The sequence below is a fragment of the Altererythrobacter sp. BO-6 genome, from assembly GCF_011047315.1.
Taxonomy (GTDB): Bacteria; Pseudomonadota; Alphaproteobacteria; order Sphingomonadales; family Sphingomonadaceae; genus Erythrobacter.
Window position 1 is genome coordinate 1155439 of the sequence record NZ_CP049259.1, and the last position, 17887, is coordinate 1173325.

General features: G+C 64.4%; 20 protein-coding genes, 3 tRNA genes and 1 riboswitch. Of the genes, 6 read left to right on the forward strand and 17 right to left on the reverse strand.

Features of this window, described 5'->3' with window-relative positions:
* Window positions 1–9: 9 nt before the first annotated feature.
* From G6N82_RS05585 to G6N82_RS05595, 3 genes are all read right to left on the reverse strand, one after another.
* Complete coding sequence (locus tag G6N82_RS05585) at window positions 10–375, reverse strand: hypothetical protein (protein ID WP_165194574.1); 366 nt, start codon at window positions 373–375, stop codon at window positions 10–12.
* Between the two features lie 2 nt (window positions 376–377).
* Window positions 378–824 carry a hypothetical protein gene (locus tag G6N82_RS05590; RefSeq protein WP_241255207.1) on the reverse strand — a complete coding sequence of 149 codons (447 nt, stop codon included), beginning with the start codon at window positions 822–824 and terminating at the stop codon, window positions 378–380.
* Between the two features lie 68 nt (window positions 825–892).
* A complete protein-coding gene (locus G6N82_RS05595; protein WP_165194578.1) occupies window positions 893–1237 on the reverse strand; it encodes an HPF/RaiA family ribosome-associated protein in 345 nt (114 codons plus the stop codon).
* A 163-nt stretch (window positions 1238–1400) separates the two neighbouring features.
* Here G6N82_RS05595 and G6N82_RS05600 point away from each other — a divergent pair, with 163 nt between their 5' ends.
* A complete protein-coding gene (locus G6N82_RS05600; RefSeq protein ID WP_165194580.1) occupies window positions 1401–1859 on the forward strand; it encodes a DoxX family protein in 459 nt (152 codons plus the stop codon).
* Between the two features lie 4 nt (window positions 1860–1863).
* Here G6N82_RS05600 and G6N82_RS05605 read toward each other — a convergent pair whose 3' ends face one another.
* The 6 genes from G6N82_RS05605 to G6N82_RS05630 form a co-directional block, all read right to left on the reverse strand.
* Window positions 1864–2490 (reverse strand): protocatechuate 3,4-dioxygenase, encoded by a 627-nt coding sequence (locus tag G6N82_RS05605; protein WP_165194582.1) that lies wholly within the window; start codon window positions 2488–2490, stop codon window positions 1864–1866.
* 84 nt (window positions 2491–2574) lie between these two features.
* The gene (locus tag G6N82_RS05610; RefSeq protein ID WP_165194584.1) at window positions 2575–3534 is read right to left on the reverse strand and encodes a sulfotransferase domain-containing protein; all 960 of its coding nucleotides are present in this window, start codon (window positions 3532–3534) and stop codon (window positions 2575–2577) included.
* Window positions 3535–3751: 217 nt separating this feature from the next.
* On the reverse strand, window positions 3752–4108 hold the full coding sequence (locus tag G6N82_RS05615; RefSeq protein WP_165194586.1) for a hypothetical protein: 357 nt from the start codon (window positions 4106–4108) through the stop codon (window positions 3752–3754).
* A gap of 42 nt (window positions 4109–4150) precedes the next feature.
* Window positions 4151–4225: transfer RNA gene (locus G6N82_RS05620), tRNA-Phe, on the reverse strand.
* 16 nt (window positions 4226–4241) lie between these two features.
* Window positions 4242–4318, reverse strand: a tRNA-Arg gene (locus G6N82_RS05625).
* 51 nt (window positions 4319–4369) lie between these two features.
* Window positions 4370–4445, reverse strand: a tRNA-Met gene (locus G6N82_RS05630).
* Window positions 4446–4574: 129 nt separating this feature from the next.
* Between G6N82_RS05630 and G6N82_RS05635 the strand changes: the two genes are divergently transcribed.
* Window positions 4575–4712, forward strand: a complete 138-nt coding sequence (locus tag G6N82_RS05635) for a hypothetical protein (protein WP_165192547.1) — start codon at window positions 4575–4577, stop codon at window positions 4710–4712.
* Between the two features lie 12 nt (window positions 4713–4724).
* Here G6N82_RS05635 and G6N82_RS05640 read toward each other — a convergent pair whose 3' ends face one another.
* The gene (locus G6N82_RS05640; RefSeq protein ID WP_206520302.1) at window positions 4725–5195 is read right to left on the reverse strand and encodes a RidA family protein; all 471 of its coding nucleotides are present in this window, start codon (window positions 5193–5195) and stop codon (window positions 4725–4727) included.
* Window positions 5192–7096 (reverse strand): phosphomethylpyrimidine synthase ThiC, encoded by a 1905-nt coding sequence (thiC, locus tag G6N82_RS05645; protein WP_165194588.1) that lies wholly within the window; start codon window positions 7094–7096, stop codon window positions 5192–5194. Before thiC ends, G6N82_RS05640 begins: the two co-directional genes overlap by 4 nt.
* A 35-nt stretch (window positions 7097–7131) precedes the next feature.
* Window positions 7132–7241, reverse strand: a riboswitch (TPP riboswitch).
* Window positions 7242–7325: 84 nt separating this feature from the next.
* Between thiC and G6N82_RS05650 the strand changes: the two genes are divergently transcribed.
* Together G6N82_RS05650 and G6N82_RS05655 are read left to right on the forward strand one after the other, a co-directional pair.
* Window positions 7326–8009, forward strand: coding sequence for a DUF6445 family protein (locus G6N82_RS05650; RefSeq protein WP_165194590.1), 684 nt, complete (start codon window positions 7326–7328; stop codon window positions 8007–8009).
* 66 nt (window positions 8010–8075) lie between these two features.
* Window positions 8076–8720 carry a hypothetical protein gene (locus tag G6N82_RS05655; RefSeq protein ID WP_206520303.1) on the forward strand — a complete coding sequence of 215 codons (645 nt, stop codon included), beginning with the start codon at window positions 8076–8078 and terminating at the stop codon, window positions 8718–8720.
* An 18-nt stretch (window positions 8721–8738) separates the two neighbouring features.
* Here G6N82_RS05655 and G6N82_RS05660 read toward each other — a convergent pair whose 3' ends face one another.
* The 3 genes from G6N82_RS05660 to G6N82_RS05670 form a co-directional block, all read right to left on the reverse strand.
* Entirely contained in the window at window positions 8739–9722 is a 984-nt protein-coding gene (locus G6N82_RS05660; RefSeq protein WP_165194594.1) for an NAD(P)-dependent alcohol dehydrogenase, read from the reverse strand.
* A 185-nt stretch (window positions 9723–9907) separates the two neighbouring features.
* Window positions 9908–10846 (reverse strand): DUF4189 domain-containing protein, encoded by a 939-nt coding sequence (locus tag G6N82_RS05665; RefSeq protein WP_165194596.1) that lies wholly within the window; start codon window positions 10844–10846, stop codon window positions 9908–9910.
* 79 nt (window positions 10847–10925) lie between these two features.
* Window positions 10926–11327: a hypothetical protein gene (locus tag G6N82_RS05670; RefSeq protein ID WP_165194598.1), complete on the reverse strand. Its 402-nt coding sequence runs from the start codon at window positions 11325–11327 to the stop codon at window positions 10926–10928.
* A gap of 133 nt (window positions 11328–11460) precedes the next feature.
* Here G6N82_RS05670 and G6N82_RS05675 point away from each other — a divergent pair, with 133 nt between their 5' ends.
* Window positions 11461–12579: a nitronate monooxygenase gene (locus G6N82_RS05675; RefSeq protein ID WP_165194600.1), complete on the forward strand. Its 1119-nt coding sequence runs from the start codon at window positions 11461–11463 to the stop codon at window positions 12577–12579.
* 18 nt (window positions 12580–12597) lie between these two features.
* Here the strand turns inward: G6N82_RS05675 and G6N82_RS05680 are convergent, their stop codons facing one another.
* Window positions 12598–13872, reverse strand: a complete 1275-nt coding sequence (locus tag G6N82_RS05680; RefSeq protein WP_206520304.1) for an amidohydrolase family protein — start codon at window positions 13870–13872, stop codon at window positions 12598–12600.
* Window positions 13873–14013: 141 nt separating this feature from the next.
* Here G6N82_RS05680 and G6N82_RS05685 point away from each other — a divergent pair, with 141 nt between their 5' ends.
* Complete coding sequence (locus G6N82_RS05685; protein WP_165194602.1) at window positions 14014–16083, forward strand: S9 family peptidase; 2070 nt, start codon at window positions 14014–14016, stop codon at window positions 16081–16083.
* Window positions 16084–16252: 169 nt separating this feature from the next.
* Here G6N82_RS05685 and G6N82_RS05690 read toward each other — a convergent pair whose 3' ends face one another.
* A complete protein-coding gene (locus G6N82_RS05690) occupies window positions 16253–17179 on the reverse strand; it encodes a MipA/OmpV family protein (RefSeq protein WP_165194604.1) in 927 nt (308 codons plus the stop codon).
* Between the two features lie 60 nt (window positions 17180–17239).
* Complete coding sequence (locus G6N82_RS05695) at window positions 17240–17827, reverse strand: DUF2585 family protein (RefSeq protein WP_165194606.1); 588 nt, start codon at window positions 17825–17827, stop codon at window positions 17240–17242.
* Window positions 17828–17887: the final 60 nt, after the last annotated feature.

Consider the following 17887-nt stretch of genomic DNA (forward strand, 5'->3'; position numbering starts at 1 on the left):
GCTGCGCGCCTAGCCAGGCTGGCTGTCCGCCTTGGTGAACAGGAACACCAGGAAGCCGAAGGCGAACAGTGCATCGCCGGTCAGCACCGCCGCGATCAGCGCGCTGCCTTCGCCGCCGAATTCGGACGGGCCCAGAAGTGCGACGACGCCTACCTTGCCCAGCACACCGGCCCACAGCACCTTGCCATACCGGATAGGATCGCTCGCCACGATGAAATAGACCAGGCCGAATGCAAAGATCAGCAGGCCGATCGTGCGCCCGTCGATCGAGGATTCGGGCATCAGCATACCGGCAAGGCCGATCAGGAAATTGAACGCCGCAGCAATCCAGAAAAACAGCCGCCAGCCGCGCCCGGCATCTCCATATTCACTCATGTTCAGGGTGTCTCCTCACCTTCAAAGGGTTGCTGGTCGGTATATGCGCATCCATCAAGCTGCGCATCGCCAATCTTCAGTGTAACGGTATAGGGATAGGTGCGGTCGCTCATCTGGTCCGAACAATCGCCCGGCGTCACCGCCATGTTCAGCGCTGCGCCGTCCAGCGTGCCGCTGAAACCCAGCCCGCCATTACCGGCAAAGCGGCTAACCTCGATCTGCACGCCGTCGATATTGTCGGGCGTCGAGTAGGTCAGCGTGTTGCCAGTGATCTTCGCGCTCCAGAACGGTTCAGTGCCAAGCGCGGTGATCGCTTCATTCTCGCCGATCCCATCGAAAGCGGGCACGTCCCCGGGCGCTTCGCCCGATCCGTTTGTGCAGGCGGCAGCGGACCAAGCCAGTGCAAGCGCCATCACCAGTGTCACCGATCCGCGACTGCGCAACGCCAAGCCTCCCCTGCTCTCTAGCCTACCAGACTAGGCAGGCCGGGAGCGCGCAGCAAGTGCGATCTGCCGCGTCACATCACCTTATCGGGCCGCGGGTCGTGACCATGGCGTTCCGCCTTACCGAAATGGCGGTCAAGCCGCTGTGCCAGTGTGGTCGCGGCCTGGCGTGCAGCGCTGTCGACATCGGCGGCATGTGCGGTAACTCCCAGCGGCTTGCCCGAACGCGGGCGGGCCTCGATCGTACAGGCCTTGTCATCACCGCCACCCTTGCGTCCGTTCTCATCGCTGACATGTACTTCGAGCCGGGTCAGGCGATCCTCGAACCGTTCAAGCTTGTGGCGCACCTGCGCCTCGATCCGCTCGGCGACATTTTCCGTGCCCATCACACTGCTGTCGGAATTGAACTGGAACTGCATCGACCTGCTCCTCTCATCATGTCTTCTCTTACCTCAAGATGGGAATGGAAGTGCGCAAATCCAGCGATTTCTCCGGAGATGTACCGCTACATCGCGACGAAGTTTCGTGGCGGCCATTTCGCGCTAGTCTGCCATCAAATTTCCAACCGGGGGTAGAGACACGATGGCAGAGCAACCCGAATTCACCGCCAGAAGGCTGCTTGCGCTGCAAGCGACTGCACCGGATCCACGGGCGTCCGTACAGGCGCTGGTGGCGCTGCGCAGCGTGCTGGCAGTGCTGATCTTCATCCACGGGCTGCACCGGGCCTTCGCGGGCGAGCTGGGCCTGGGCGTGGGCCTGTTCGGCGAGTGGCTGGGCACGCAAGGCCTGCCGTTCGGATATGCCGTGGCGCTGGCGGTGACGTTGATCGAGCTGGTCGGCCCGCCGCTGATCCTGGCCGGGCGGCTGGTCGCCCCGCTGGCGCTGCTGCACGCCGCCATCCTGGCCGTCGGCATGGTGATGGTCCACCTGCCGTTCGGCTGGTTCGTGGTCGGCGCCGGGCGCAACGGCATGGAATACAGCGTCCTGCTGATCACCGGCCTGCTGTGCCTCGCCTGGACGCACCGCCCGGCGCGCGCCTGACCCGCTACCCCTCGATCAGCACGATATCCCAGCTATAGCGATAATCGCCCAGCGCGTTCGCCAGCGAGGTTGGGGCACCATTGCCAAGGCGGCGATAAAGCCCGTCGCGCGCATTCGCCTCGGCCTCTTCCGGGAAATACATCTGGTAGATGTTGCGCGCCGAACTGCCGCTTACATCCATGTGGATATGCGGCGTGCGCTGTCCGCCCCCGTCGCCATAGGCTCCCGGCTTGATCGTGGTGAGCTTCCAGCTACCGTCCGCGCCGGTGTTGATCCGGGCGAAACCCTGGAAATTGGGGTCGAGCGGCAAATCCGATGTATCCTGCGGATGGGCGTATTTGCCGAAGTGGTTGGCCTGCCAGATATCGAGCCGCGCCCCGCTGACCGGATTGCCGTGCCGGTCAAGGACACGACCCATCACTTCGATCACCTGCCCCTGCGCGCGTTCGGCGCTCATGCCGATCCGCGTCAGGTCCGCATCGGTTTCGCCGCGATAATGGGCCGGGAAGAACGGGCCGATCGGCGAAGGCGTGGTGATGGTTTGCGCCAGCGCATGGCTGGCCCCTGCCGCACTGGCAATGGCCCCCGCAGTGAATGCGCGGCGCGAAATGATGTATCCGTGATTAGGCATGAGCGGCCTTCCCCCCTGTTCCAGGAGCGACCCCGCCGGCAGGCATAGCATATGCTGCCGCCAAATCCAGCACGCACCCCGCACTCAATCGGGCAGGCTGCGCGGATCGCCCGCCACCAGCCGGCCATGTTCGCACCACGCCGCGAGCGCGGGACTGAACTCCGCCGCCACGCGCCGCTCGTATTCCGCCAGGTCCTCCGCCCGATAGACATCGCGCCAGCGGCCATTGGTGCCCTTGTTGAGGAAGGTATTGCCTCCGCCTTTCCAGATCGTGCCGGCATTGGGCAGCAAGTCCGTAGCCTTGCTTTTCATCGCCTCAAACCCCGCCGCCTCGACAATGTCGGTCCAGACCTCGTCCGGCAGCTCGATCTCCAGGAATTCGGCGATCCGCCGCATCTCGCCCGCGCGATCGGCCTTCAGGTCGTTGAAATGGACCAGCAGCACATTGGGCTCATGCCGCGCTTCCCAGAAGCTGCGCTCAAGGTGCCAGTACCCCGCCCCTTCGTCGCCCATATGGTCTTCCCAGCCATCCAGCCAGTCATGGAAATGCTGCGTCGGGCTCTCGGGAATATAGGCAAACTCGGTGCCCGCGAATTTGGGATCCTGCGCGTGCTTGGTGCGCATATCCTCCACGATATCGGGCGTGTAATTCGCCTTGTGGTTGTAGAAGCTCATCGCCGCATCGCGCCCGTCGCGCGCAACATGGATGAACTTGACCCCTTCGTGCACTGGCAGCGCGTCATAGGGCAGGTGCGATTTCAGGAAGCGGCGATGCGTTTGCGTTTCGGCCAGCCCTGCCATGGCGCCGGGCGGCGGCAGGCGGAAATCGGGCCAGGGCGAGCTGTCCTGCACCGGAAAGGGATCGGCGCTGCCGAACACCAGCATGCCCACGATCCGCTGCGTCCAGGTGGTGCCGCATTTGGGATAGGTCGAGATGACGATATCGTCGGGGCGGATCGGAAACCCGTCCCACCCTTCGCTGTCGAAATAGCGTGAGCGCACATGGCGCGTGGCCGGGCGGACAAGGGGCGGCGCACCGCTCATCGCGAATTCCGGACTGTTGTGAAGCGCATCGATCGTCCCTCCCCAGGAACAGGAGCCGACCCGTCAGGCGACGATAATCGAGCGCGGCGGGCCTGTCCATGCGCGGCATCGCGCCGCGAAAACCGGCGCCCATGGAACACATGGAACACGGTCCAGGGGCAAAAAGCGGCTTTCTGTGACTGTCGGGCGCAAAAGTGTGACTTTGCGCGCGGGAGTGTCAATTTCCACGCCGGATGTGTGACTGTGCGGGGGCAAGGTGTGACGCGCGGCGGGCCAGAGTGTCAACATCGCGCGGGGGAGGTGTGACTTCGCGTGCCAGCAGGGGATGCACGGGTTTGCGGCGACGGCGGGCGGCGGCGCGCTGCGCCTCGGCCGCTGCCATCGCGGTGCACCACAGCGCGGCGAACTGCGGCGCCCGCGCACGCAGGCGATAGGCGGCTTCGCGGCTCATGCCGACGCTACGAGCGGCGGCTGCGACCTTGCCGCTGCGGGCCAGGGCCTTGAGGAATGCTGCGGCCTTCTCGCCGGTCCAGCGGGTGCGATCGGGGGCGGGGTGTTCGGGTGGCGTGCTCATCCACGAGGTTAAGGCACGGATGGGGGCGTGTAGGAAAGGAATTGGTGCCGAAGGGCGGAATCGAACCACCGACGCGCAGATCTTCAATCTACCGCACTACCCCTGAGCTACTTCGGCAAGACCAACTCCACCTTGGTGCCCCGGGCAGGATTCGAACCTGCAACCTTCCGCTCCGTAGGCGGACGCTCTATCCAGTTGAGCTACCGGGGCGCGCGTCGCAGGCATAGCGATGCATGCGAATGATTGATGGAAAAATCGGTTTGGTTGCAGCGGTCGGACTTGAACCGACGACCTCGGCTTTATGAGAGCCGCGCTCTGACCACTGAGCTACGCTGCACCGATGGGCAGCGTGCGCGAACGACTACCCTCGTCGGAGGACGAGAGGCATTCGCGCGGTGGTAAAGAGCTTCGTTTCGATCATGGGACGGATCGCGTAGGCGCATGATTTTGACATAGCAAGAGAAAAATGCGCGCCGGTCCGCGCGATGCGGTCAAAAAGGAAGCGCTGCGCAAGGCCGGCATCGGCTATCACGAGATCGTCGCCGGCCACACCACGCCGAGCGAACTCAGGGCGCTGGTGGAAAAGCTGGTTCCGGGGAGTTAATTCATCCCCCCCTCACCGCCTAACCGCCCAGCATTCCAGCTCGACCCGCGCGCCAAGCGCCAGTCCGTTCGTGCCAAAGGCCGAGCGTGCGGGATAGCGGCCTTCCTTGAACTGCTGGGCATAGATCGCGTTAAAGGCGGGCCACTCGCTCATGTCCGCTAGCATCACCGTGCATTTGAACACATCGTCCATGGTCAGGTCATGCCGCGCCAGCCTTTGCTTCATGCGCGCGAAGATGCGGCGCGTTTCCGCCTCCACCCCGCCCGGCACCACGCCGTCGCCCGCGTCGTTCACGCCGATATCGCCTGACAGGTAGAGCACGCCGCCCACCTCCACCGCGTCGGAGAAGGGATAGGGCAGGTCAGAGACGTGATAGGTGGCGCCGCCCCCGGCTGCCGCCGCTTCCCGATCGGGGTCCTGCTTGATCGAGCAGCCGCTGGTGGCGACCGCTGCCAGCGCCGCCAGTATGGCCGCGCGCATCATGCCTTGTTGGCCTTGACATACAAATCCCCGCCGTCGCGGTATTTCTCCGCCATCTCCGCCATCCCCTTAAGCGCCGCCTCGCGGCTCGCGGCGGCGGCTTCCGCCCCGCTCTGCATGCTGGCGATGAACCCGTCGGCGCCCTGGTTCTGCTTCGAGGCGAAATCGCGCACGTCCTGGCTGATCTTCATGCTGCAGAACTTGGGCCCGCACATGCTGCAGAAATGCGCGGTTTTGGCGCCTTCCGCGGGCAGCGTCTGGTCGTGGTATTGCTCCGCCGTGTCGGGGTCCAATGACAGGTTGAACTGGTCGCGCCAGCGGAATTCGAAGCGGGCCTTGCTCAGCGCATCGTCGCGGACCTTGGCCGCCGGGTGCCCCTTGGCGAGGTCAGCCGCGTGGGCGGCGAGCTTGTAGGTCACCACGCCCACCTTCACATCGTCGCGGTCGGGCAGGCCCAGATGCTCCTTGGGCGTGACGTAGCAAAGCATCGCCGTGCCGTACCAGCCGATCTGCGCCGCGCCGATGCCGCTGGTGATGTGGTCATACCCCGGCGCGATGTCCGTCACGAGCGGCCCGAGCGTGTAGAAGGGCGCTTCGCCGCACACCTCCAGCTGCTTGTCCATATTCTCCTTGATCTTGTGCATCGGCACATGGCCCGGCCCCTCGATCATTACCTGCACGTCCTGTTTCCACGCGCGGTGGGTCAGCTCGCCCAGCGTGTAGAGCTCGGCGAATTGCGCCTCGTCATTGGCGTCCGCGATGGATCCGGGGCGCAGGCCGTCGCCCAGCGAATAGGCGATGTCATAGGCCTTCATGATCTCCGTGATCTCGTCGAAGTGCTCGTAGAGGAAGCTCTCCTTGTGATGCGCGAGGCACCATTTCGCCATGATCGAGCCGCCGCGGCTGACGATGCCGGTGACGCGCTTGGCGGCGAGCGGGACGTAGGGTAGGCGCACGCCCGCGTGGATGGTGAAATAGTCGACGCCCTGCTCGGCCTGCTCGATCAGCGTGTCGCGGAAGATTTCCCAGGTCAGTTCCTCGGCGATCCCGCCGACCTTTTCCAGCGCCTGGTAGATCGGCACGGTGCCGATCGGGACGGGGCTGTTGCGGATGATCCATTCGCGCGTGTCGTGGATATTGCGGCCGGTGCTGAGGTCCATCACGGTGTCCGCGCCCCAGCGGATCGACCACACCATCTTGTCGACTTCGCTGGCCACGTCGCTGGCCACGGCGGAATTGCCGATATTGGCGTTGATCTTGACGAGGAAGTTGCGCCCGATCGCCATCGGCTCGGATCCCGGGTGGTTGATGTTGGAGGGGATGATCGCGCGGCCCCGCGCCACCTCGTCGCGGACGAATTCGGGGGTGATGACATCGGGGATCTGCGCGCCCCAGCTCTGCGCGCCTTCGCGGTTGGCGGCGATCAGCTCCTTTACCATTTCGCGGCCGAGGTTCTCGCGCTCGGCGACATATTCCATTTCCGGCGTGATGATGCCGCGGCGGGCATAGTGCATCTGGCTGACGTTCATGCCGGGTTTGGCGCGCAGCACGCGCTTGGCGACATTGGGGAACGGCGGGACGCCGCCCGAACGGTCCGGCCCCAACTGGCCGTTATCCTCCGGCTTCACTTCGCGCGCGTCATATTCCTCGACATCGCCGCGGGCGAGGATCCAATCGCGCCGCTTGGCCTCCAGCCCCTTCGCAATATCGATCTGCACGGCGGGATCGGTGTAGGGGCCGCTGGTGTCATAGACCCGCACGCTCGGCTCATCGCCCTCAAGGTCGATCTCGCGCATGGCGACGCGGATGCCACTTCCGGTGCGCGCGCCCACATGGATCTTGCGGCTGCCGCGAATGGGCCCGGTGGTGACGCCGATTTCGATGGGGCTGTTGATGTCGGCCATGCGAAGTCTCTCCTTGCAGCGAGAGAGCGGATTTCTGGCAGGCACCGCTCCACTCCCTCCGCTGATGTTAGTCAGTTCAGGTTCGACGGGTCGGATGGTGCTTACCCATCCCTCTCAGCCAAAGCAGGCTCCCCGGGGATGCAAGGCTTCTAGTCGCAACCGCGCGCCGGGTAAAGGCGACGCGGCGCATATTTGACACCGCTTGAGCCGCGCGCCATTCGGTAAGGCGATGACACTGCCCGAGCCGCAAGTATCCGTCCGCCGCATCGGCCGCGAAGGCGAGCCGCTGGTGGTGATCGACGGCTTCAGCGGCAGGATCGAGGCACTGCGCGAAGCGGGTTATGCCGCGCAATACCGGCATGCCGGCGCGGCCTATCCCGGCATCAGGGCCTGGGCCGAACCGGGCTATCTCGACCTTCGCCGTCCGCTGATGATGCAGATCATGGCGCAAGTGTTCGGGCTGACGCGCGGCGTGCAGATGGACGCATCGACCTTCTCGCTGGTCACCCTGCCCGAAGCCGAGCTTACCCCGCCGCAGCGCATCCCGCATTACGACCACGCCAGCGACCGGGTAATCGGGATAATGCACTATCTGCTGGGCCCGGAAAGCGGCGGCACTGCCTTCTATCGGCAGCGCCGGACCGGATTCGAAGCGATCACGCCGCAGCGCGAAAGCGCGTTCTTCGATGCGCTGGCCGCAGATGAAGCCGAATTCGGCATGCTCCCGCCGCGTTACTACCACGGCGACAGCGAATGGTTCGAACTGATCGAAGAGGTCGAGGCGCAGCCCGATCGCATGATCATCTATCGCGGGCGGCAGCTCCATTCGGGTGTCATCCCCGACCCCGTCGCGCTTTCGAGCGACCCGCGCAAGGGGCGGCTGACGATCAACATGTTCATCCGGGGTAACTAGTGCACCGGGCCCACTTGTTTCGGCCATCGCGGCAATGCACCCTTGGCATTTAGCGCGAGAGTGCAAATGCCCGATTTCCGATACCCAATCTTGATCGCACTGCTGCTGGCTGGCGCGGCTTGCCAACAACCCGCCGCAGAGGCGAGCGATGCGACAGGCGGAGCGGCGCCCGAAGCTGGAGCGGATGCCATACCCGCGTCAACCCCGGCGCCTGCGCAAGACGCGCAGCGTCCGCTGACCGAAAGCGACAAATTGTTGCTGGAGATGGCGGAGGCCGCATGCCGGCAAAACGATTTCACTGGCTTCGTTGCGGCATATGCGCGCTCGCCGATCCTGCGCGCCCGCCATACTGCGGCAAGCGTACAGCACGGCCAGCCCGGCGCGAGCAAGCCGGTCACGCGCGATCGCTATCTGGCTGGCAACCTGTTCCCGATCACCATGATCGATACCTATTGGGTCACCAGCGACAGCCGCCGCGCATTCGACGCAGCCGATGGCGATGCGCAATTGCTGGTTATTGCCGCGCCGGACATCAATGTTGCGAGTGACGGGCGCGCCCGCGTGGACTGGGTCAGCGGGCGGATGGATTACGATCCACAAATCAACGAAGGCGAAGGGTCCTTCGTCCAGACCGGCCCCGGCGGCTACCTGCTGTTCTATCCGACGAAGGATTGCTGGGAACTGGTCGAGGACGTCCGCTCCCCAGGCTAGCCGCAGGGTGACGCAACGTTACGCCGGGCCTAGCACCACGACCGAGCCGCGTTTGCGGCCGCTGTCCGCGATGCGGTGTGCATCATACATTTGGGCAAAGGAATGGATGCTTTCGATCAGCGGGACAAATTCCCCCTGCTGCGCAAGGGCGGTAAGGTGCACCAGCATCGCAGGGTCGCTGGCGGCTGGCCCGGCGATCGACCTGCGCCCCTTGCGCGGCCGCGCCAGCATGTCACCTAAACCGCCGGCGATGGGCAGGTATCGCCCGCCTGGGCGGAGCACGGGAAGCACGCGCCGGAAATCGCTCGCCGCCACACAGTCGGCGATTACATCCCATTGTTCGCCCAGCGCATGGAAATCTTCGCGCTGGTAATCGATCACCCGGTCTGCACCGAGCGGCGCAACGATCGGGACATTGCCAGTGGAGCACACCGCCGTGATGTGCGCGTCGGCGATACGGGCAAGTTGCACCATCGCGCTGCCCACCGTGCCGCTGGCGCCGATCACCAGCAGGCGCTCGCCCGGCTGAATTTCGGCCCGGCGCAGGTAATGCAACGCGGTCATCCCGCCGAAGCAGAGGCTGGCGGCCCGTTCCAGCGGCATATCGGCCGGGCAGGGCACGATCAGCCCGCCTTCCTCCATCGCGACAAAGCCCGCATGGGCACCCATGCTTGTATCGGGGAAAGCAATCACCCTGTCCCCCGGTTGGAAGCGTGTTACCCCCGATCCGACTGCGCGGACTTCGCCGACCAGCTCGGTTCCCAGCACCGGGCGGCGCAACCCGTTCCAGCCGAGCGCGAGCCGCCCGAGGAAGTGCATTCCCGGCGGAAAGCGGCAGCCGCGTATTCGTGCATCGCCGGAGGATACCGTTGTCGCCAGCATGCGCATCAGGACCGTGTTTGAACCGATCCGGGGTAGCGGAATTCGTTCCAGTTCGAGAGTTTCCGGCCCACCGTATCGTCGACAGGTCCAGGCAGGCATTGCCGCCGGAAGCGCTTCCACCACCATGTTTCCTCGCTGCGCCTTGTTCTGGATTGCAGGCGAGGAACACCCCGCTGCGCGCGTGAACGCCTTGTGGGGCGCGCAGCAGGGAATGACCAGTATTACAACGTATTAGTACGTACCAAAGTGGGGGTGATGCGGCTAGACATGCTCAAACCGCATTGCGATGTCACCGCACCAGAGACTTACTGATCGAACCGATGCACGAAATCGCCGCGAATACGGCTGTCATAGGATTTTTGCACGGTGCATTTGGTACGTTTCTGGCTGCAATAGGCCTTGACCGTTTCTGCCGCGCGCTTGGCGCTGGTTCCCGGCAGGAATGATTTCCATCCAGCTTCAGCAATGAATGGCTGAACAACGCCGTTGCCGGTTACGGCCGCATATACGCATGGTTTGCCACCATTGGCCTGTTGGCATGCCGCAACAGCTGCGTCAGTCGCCTCGCGTTGGCTGGCACGACCGGTCGCGATCCAGGCGGCAGACCGCAATGCCTGACCCTCAGGCCAGGCCCCCGCCCCATAACGCTTGCGGGCCAGTGCCGGATCCGGCGCATGCCGGCGCTTGCCGGACGAGAACGTGCCGATGATTTCGCAGGGGATCGGCTGATCCTGCCGGCATACATTCAGCGCCTCCTTGCGGGCCGTTCCGCCATTGGCACCCCAGCCTTTCCAAAGGTTGCCGTTCCAGTCGCGTGCGATCGCCATGGACGAATTCTGCCATTCTCCTATCGAGCTGCAACCGCCGCCCATGGCGGCATTGCACGCGGCCAGGGCTTCCTCCTGCCCGCTGATAGGGCCATCCCAATTGCCGGACATCCAAACGTCATCCGCGTCCGGGTGCCAGGCGATCGAACCGAAGAGATTGTAGATCCGTGGCGGTGGAGGCGGCGCCGCAGGCTCGGTTCTGCGACATAATGGCATGCCATCGTGGGCCACCGCCACCTGCACCTCACCGGCGCCCGGGCCACCGGGGCAAGGGTGTGCCTCGTATTGCGCATAGGCAGGCTGGCCGGCGAATACGGCCAGCAGCAGCGCGATTACCAGCGCAGCGAATCTGCCAGGCTGGTAATGGGAGAAGATAGCACGGAGAATTTCAGACGGCGCAACCATGCCGCCATCCATAAGGCATCGACGCGGATTTCCGTCTCTGCACTATGCATTAGTACACCGGAGACACCATCAAATGCCTGGCCGGCCAGGTCTATGTGAAGCGCATCGTTCCCGCGCCAAGCAGCACCAGCCCCACCAGCAGGGTCACCAGCGGCCAGCCACGTTGCATCGCCACCAGGTTCTTGAGCCATGCCTGGAAATAGAGGTCGGATATGGCCATCACCACCAGCGCCTCGACCATCATCAGCCCGCCCATTGCCTTCATCACCATCGACAGCAGGTCAGCCGGATCCCACGGATTGAGCAGGTAGATCGCAGCACCGATGAACAGTTCGGCAAAGCCGCACAGCAATTGCAGCGCGGGCGAGTGCTCGATCTCGTCCACCATCTTGCCCCAGATCCCCGGCTGGCGCAGCGCGCCGATGGCAACCGCGATGGCGAATGCGCCCATCAGCGTGGCGCTCCATGCCACCGGATCGAATGTGTCAGACATGCAGGCTCCCTCCTCTACCTTCATACTTATGCCCCAACCGGCGAGGTCAAACCTTGATCGGGATCAAATGTAACAGGTCGCGCTTGCAGCACGCGGTGCCATGGATAGATAAGCGAGCGAGAGGAGAGAGACGATGCCGTTCCGCATGACCGAGATGGTGGGGTGCGAATTCCCGCTGTTCGCCTTTTCGCACTGCCGCGACGTGGTCGCCGCGGTGAGCCGCGCGGGCGGCTTCGGCGTGCTGGGCGCGGTCAGCTATACCCCCGAACAACTCGAGACCGAGCTCAGCTGGATCGACGACAATATCGACGGCAAACCCTATGGCGTCGATGTGCTGATCCCCGAAGTGCAGGCAGTCGACATGAGCGTGACGGCGGACGAGATCGTCGCCGCGATCCCCGCGCAATATCGCGATTTCACCCGCCAGATACTGCGCGAATGCGGCATTGGCGAGGATGCCGCGCAACCGATCCGCGGCGCGCAGCGGCCCAACACCTCGCTGGGGCAGGAATTGCTCGAGGTGAGCTTCAACCACCCCGTCCGCCTGATCGCCAATGCGCTGGGCACCGCGCCCCCGGCAATGATCGAAGCGGGCAAGAAATACGGCATCCCGGTCGCCGCGCTGGTCGGCGCGAAGGAACATGCGATGAAGCAGATCGAGGCCGGGGTCGACATCATCGTGGCACAGGGCGGCGAAGGCGGCGGGCATTGCGGCGACGTGAGCACCGTGGTGCTGATCCCCGAAGTGCTGCAGGCGATCGAGGATGCGGGCGCGGACATCCCGGTACTGGCCGCGGGCGGGATCATGAACGGCAAGCAGATGGCCGGGATGATGGCGATGGGCGCAGCGGGCGCGTGGTGCGGCAGCGTATGGCTCGCCACGACCGAAGCCGAAACGCACGAGGTGTTCCGCGAGAAAATGGTCGCCGCGACCAGCCGCGACACGGTGCGCAGCAAGTATCGCACCGGCAAATACAGCCGCCAGCTGCGCTCCGGCTGGCACGCGATGTGGGACGAGGCGGGCCTGCCCGCGCTGCCGATGCCGCTGATGAGCCTGCTGAGCGAACCGGTGCTGCGCGCGATCGACAAGGCCGCGGTGAACGGCAATCCGAAAGCGCGCGAGCTATGCTCCTACTGGGTCGGCCAGGGCGTGGGGCTGGTGCGCGAAGTGACCTCCGCCGGTCAGGTGGTGCAGCAGTTCAAGCAGGATTTCGTCGCCGGTTTCGAGAACCTGGCGGCAGCGGTGGAATAACGCCGCGCGGTCAGCGGATCATTCGATCACGCGCCCGCGCACCATCACCCAGTCGACATTCTCCAGCACGCTGACATCGGCCAGCGGATTGCCCTTGACCGCGATGATATCGGCCGAGAAGCCGGGGGACAGCCGCCCGATCTCTTTCTCCATTCCCAGCACTTCGGCGGCGAAACTGGTGGCGCTGGCGAGCACTTCGCGGTCGCTCATCCCGCCCTTGCGCATCAGCGCCAGTTCGCCCGCATTCTTGCCGTGATCGAACACGCCGGCATCGGTGCCAAAGGCGATCTTGACCCCCCATTTGCGCGCGCGCTCGATGATGCTTTCGGCATAGGGACCGACTGCGCGGACCTTGTCTTCAACCACCGGGGTATAGATTCCCTGGCCAAGCCGATCCTTGATCCCCTGGAAGGCCATCAGCGTGGGCACCAGCACCGTGCCGTTTTCTCGCATCGCCTTGGCCGCGGCTTCGTCGATATAGGTGCCGTGCTCGATCGTATCGACGCCCGCACGTGCTGCCGCTTCCATCCCGCGCGCGCCATGGGCATGCGCCGCAACCTTGAGGCCGAGCGAACGGGCGGTGTCGACGATGCTCTTCATTTCCGCATCCGAGAAATGCGCTTCGAGCCCGCGCCCCTGCTGGCTCAGAACCCCGCCGGTGGCAGTGATCTTGATCAGATCCGCCCCGTATTTGGAGGCCTTGCGCACCATCTCCGCGCATTCGACGGGGCCGGTGCACGTGTAATCCGATCCCAGCACGTCATTGACATGCTCGACAAAACCGTTGGTGTCACCATGCCCGCCAACGATCGCGATCGTGCGCGCCGACGTAACAACGCGCGGGCCGGGCAACATGCCTTCGGCAGTGGCGCGGCGCAGCATCTGGGTGACCTGGTCGGTGCGCGAGCCGAGGTCGCGCACGGTGGTGAAGCCGGCCAGCGCGGTGATGCGGGCGTTCTTGGCAGCGACCAGCACGTTCCATTCCTTGGGAGTGGTTGCAGCACGCCAGAATTCACCGCTGGGATCGCCTGACAGGTGCGTATGCAAGTCAATCAGGCCGGGCAGCACGGTGTGATCGGGCAAGTGGATCATGGTCGCGCCTTCAGGCGTAGGCTGGAACCCGTCTTCGATGCTGACGATTCGTCCGTCGGTAACGGTGATCGTGGCGGGGCCGCTGGGCTGGCCCGCCGCATCGGTGATGACCGATCCGGCATGGATAACGGTTGTGTCGGCCAATGCCGGGCTTGCCATCAGGGCGGCAGCGGCCACCATCAGTCCTGAAAACACTCGCATATTCGTCTCCCTTTTCGGGACCTCTGATGCGCTTTCTGCATTTAAGCTTCAAGGGGGGCTGCCAGCTCTCGATCATTTGAAATTCCCTGTGCAGCCGCTATCAGGCGCGCAACAGACAATCACGAGAGGACAATCTTTCGCATGAACCGCTTGGCACTTACTGCCGCAACACTGTTCGCAACAGTTTCGATCACCGCCACTGCCTCGGCCCGTCCGATGACCCCGGAAGACGTCGCCAAGCTGGAAAGCGTGGGCACGATCGCGGTGTCGCCTGACGGCACCCGGATCGCCTACACCACCTCCAGCTTGCCCGACGTGACCGAGGGTGAGGACAATGGCAGCTTCAAGCAGGAACTGAAGCTGGCCTGGGGCCCGGACATGGCGCGCAGCTATCTGCCGGAAGACGTCAGCCCGGGCAGCGTGCAGTTTTCACCCGATGGCCGGATGATCAGCTTCACCTGGACCAAGAAGGACGAGGATCGTGCCGTGTGGGGCGTGCCGGTTGACGGCGGCGCCTATCGCAAGCTGGCTGCGGTCAAGGATGCCGACGTGCAGACCTATCAGTGGGCGCCCGATGGCGGCACGCTGTACCTGCTGGTCGATGCCGCGGAAGACAAGCAGCGCAGCGCCCAGAAAAAGGGCGGCTTCGACGCGGTGGTCTATGAGGAAGAGCTGAAGCTCAACCGCATGTTCGCCGCCAAGGTCGGCCCGGAAGTGGACGAAGCGCCGCGCGAAATCGCCGTGCCCGGCTATGTCAGTGCGTTCAAGGTCGGCCCCGATGGCGTGACCGGCATCCTCGAAAGTGCGCCCACGCCGCTGATCGACGATGAATACACTTCGAAGCGGGTGCATGTGGTGGATCTTTCGACCGGCGCCGTGCGCACGGTGGTGAAGACGCCGGGCAAGCTCGACGATGTCGAGATCTCGCCTGACGGCAAGCAGCTGGCGCTGGTCGCCGCGATCGATGCGAACGATCCCGCTGCCACCACGCTGCACCTTGCCGATGTTGCCACCGGCACCTTCCGCGCGATCAACGCCGGCGCGCCTGAAGCGACAGTCGATGCCGAATGGCTGCCCGACGGGCGCCTCGCCACGGTTGTCCATGTCGGCGCGCAGAGCCTGCTCAGGGTCTACAAAGCCGATGGCAGCGTGGATCACGAACACGACGCTGGTTCGCTGATCCTGACGCGCGTGGATGCCGCGGGCGGCAAGATCGCGGTCGCGGCGGACAGCCCGACCCACCCGACTGAGCTGTTCGTGATTGATGATGGCGCCTTCCAGCGCTGGACCAGCCATAACCCCTGGCTCAGCGAAATCACCTTCGGCAAGCAGCGCACCATCACCTACACCGCGCGTGACGGGCAGCAGATCGAAGGCGTGCTGATCGAACCGGTTGGCGGCGCGCCCAAGGGCGGCGCGCCGACGATTTTCGACGTCCATGGCGGGCCGGAAGCGCATGAATCGAACGGCTGGCAGACCGCCTACGGCTCACCCGGTCAGGTTGCCGCGAGCCAGGGCTATGCCGTGTTCCTGCCCAATTATCGTGGTTCGACCGCTTATGGCACGGCTTTCTCCAAGCAGCACCAGGGCGACTATGCCGGCAAGGAATTCGACGATCTGGTCGATGGCAAGCGCGCGCTGGTCGCGATGGGCGTGACCGATCCCAAGCGCGTGGGCGTGACCGGCGGCTCCTATGGCGGCTTCGCCACGGCGTGGAGCTCGACCTACTACTCCGCCGAATTCGCCGCGGGCGTGATGTTCGTGGGCATTTCCAACAATGTCAGCAAGTTCGGCACCACCGACATTCCCAACGAGATGTACCTCGTCCACGAACGCAAGTGGCCGTGGGAAGAGTGGGACCATCTGATGGAACGCAGCCCGATCACCCATGTCGACAAGGCGGAAACCCCGCTGCTGATCATGCATGGGGCGGAAGACACGCGCGTCTCGCCCACGCAGAGCTATGAGCTCTATCGTCACATGAAGACCCGCAAGCCCGGCACCCCGGTGCGGTTGGTGCTGTTCCCGGGCGAAGGGCATGGCAACCGCAAGGCGGCCGCACGCTATGACTACAATCTGCGGATGATGGAGTGGTTCGACACTTACCTCAAGACAGGTAACCGCAAGGCCAAGATGCCCGCGCCGCGGCCCACGCTGGCTGACGGTGCCAAGGGCGCCAAGCCCGCGGACAAGGATGACAGCGAAAGCTGATCGCTCGCTTCACCGTTGAGATCGAAGAGGGGGCGGCGCAAGTCGCCCCCTTTTTGCGTGGGACGGTCTCGGCTGCGCTAGCAGCCGCAAGCGCGACCGCGCGCCCGCAGCGACGCGACCGTCAGGTCGCATGAGCGAGGAGATCGCAGCCCGGATGGGCTGCGCAGGATCAAAAGACGTAGGCGACGCCCATGATTGCGGTGAACTGGTCCGCATCGCCGCGCAGCGCGGTAAAGGGCGTCTCCGCTGCATCGCCCAGCAGCCGCCGGTATCCCAGCGCGCCGCCGATGATCAGCCCGCCGTCGCGGAAATCGCCGCTCAGGTCCTGCCCCACCGCCAGTGTCGCCCCGGCCTTGTGCCAGCCAGCGTCGGCATTGAACTGCGGCAGGCCGCTCGCCGCCGACTGCTCAGGCGTGACCGAATAGTAATAGTCGGCAAAATCGCCATCGACATATTGCGCGCCCACGCTGAGCGCCACCACTGTCCCGCGACCCAGTGCGCTGGAATAGGACACGCCCGGGTCGATCACCGATCCGCCATGCGCCCCGGCCACATCGAACTGCACGTCAAGGCCGAGCGAAACGCGATCGAACCGGGTGAACACACGGTTGAAGGACACGCCCGCCTGCGCGCCCAGCTCGAACGCGGTGTCAAGCTTGCCGGCGGCTTCGACAACCTCGTCCTTGAAACTGCCGGTGCGGTCGCTGCGAAAGCGGAATGTCGGGCCAGCCGAAAAGGTGACCTTGCCGCGCATCCCTTCAAGGAAATTGACCGATAGCCCGGCGGCGCGCGGCCTGATCCCCACGCTCTTGAAATTGGCGGCAATCACCGGAACCGCGAGCAGGCGGTACTCGTCCGATCCGCTGTAGTTCGCGCCGTAAACAAAACCGCCACCGATCGCGAACCAGTCACCCGACAGGACCGAACTTCCCCCCGGGCGCGGCGGGCGCGCTGTGCCGGGCGCGAATTCGTCAAGCTGGCGCTGCGCTTGCGCTTCGACTGCGGGGGCTTCGGTCGTTTCTGCCGTATCCTGGGCCGCAAGCGGCACGGCCGCCACGCCCATTGCCAAAGGTCCGATAAACAGGCAGAATTTCATGACGGCAAAGCTCCTGATCCGTCGTTACAACGCGCCGCAGCAGCTGCCGTTCCGGGCCGGTCAGCCCCCGGCCTGCCACTGGGCAATGGCATCGATCGGGAACAGCAGCATGATCACCGTCAGCGCCAGCCCGTCGCGCACAACCAGCCCGGCCACCACTTCCCCGATTATGGCCAGCGCAATCGTTACCTTGATCGGCAGCCGCATCGCCAAATAGAAACCGAAAGCCATCCAGCCGATATCGGCGAAGGAATTGAGCACGCTGTCGCCGGAATAGCCCCAATTGGCAGTGACCGAGCGGAAGCGGTTGATCACGAAGGGGGTGTTCTCCAGAACTTCCCACGCGGCCTCGAGGAAGACGGCCAGTGGCAGGCCCCACCTGACCGCGCCTTCGCCGCCCAGCTTCCACTTGCCGAACAGCAGCCAGGCAAACGCATAGAAAATCGGGCCGTGGATGATGTGGCTGGGCGTGTACCAGTCCGCGATATGCTGGCTGTTGCCCATCGAATTGATGTCGCCGTGCCACAGCTTGACATAGCCGCACGTGCAGATCGGCGGGCGATCCATCGCCAGCAGGATCAGGACGGCCACCAGCGCTATGCCGATGGAAGCGAGGATCGCAGCGCGATGCGGGATAAGCTTGCCCATTGGCTCAAACTTTGAATCAGCACCGAACTTTGCGCAAGCAGTTTGCACTCCGGCGACGGG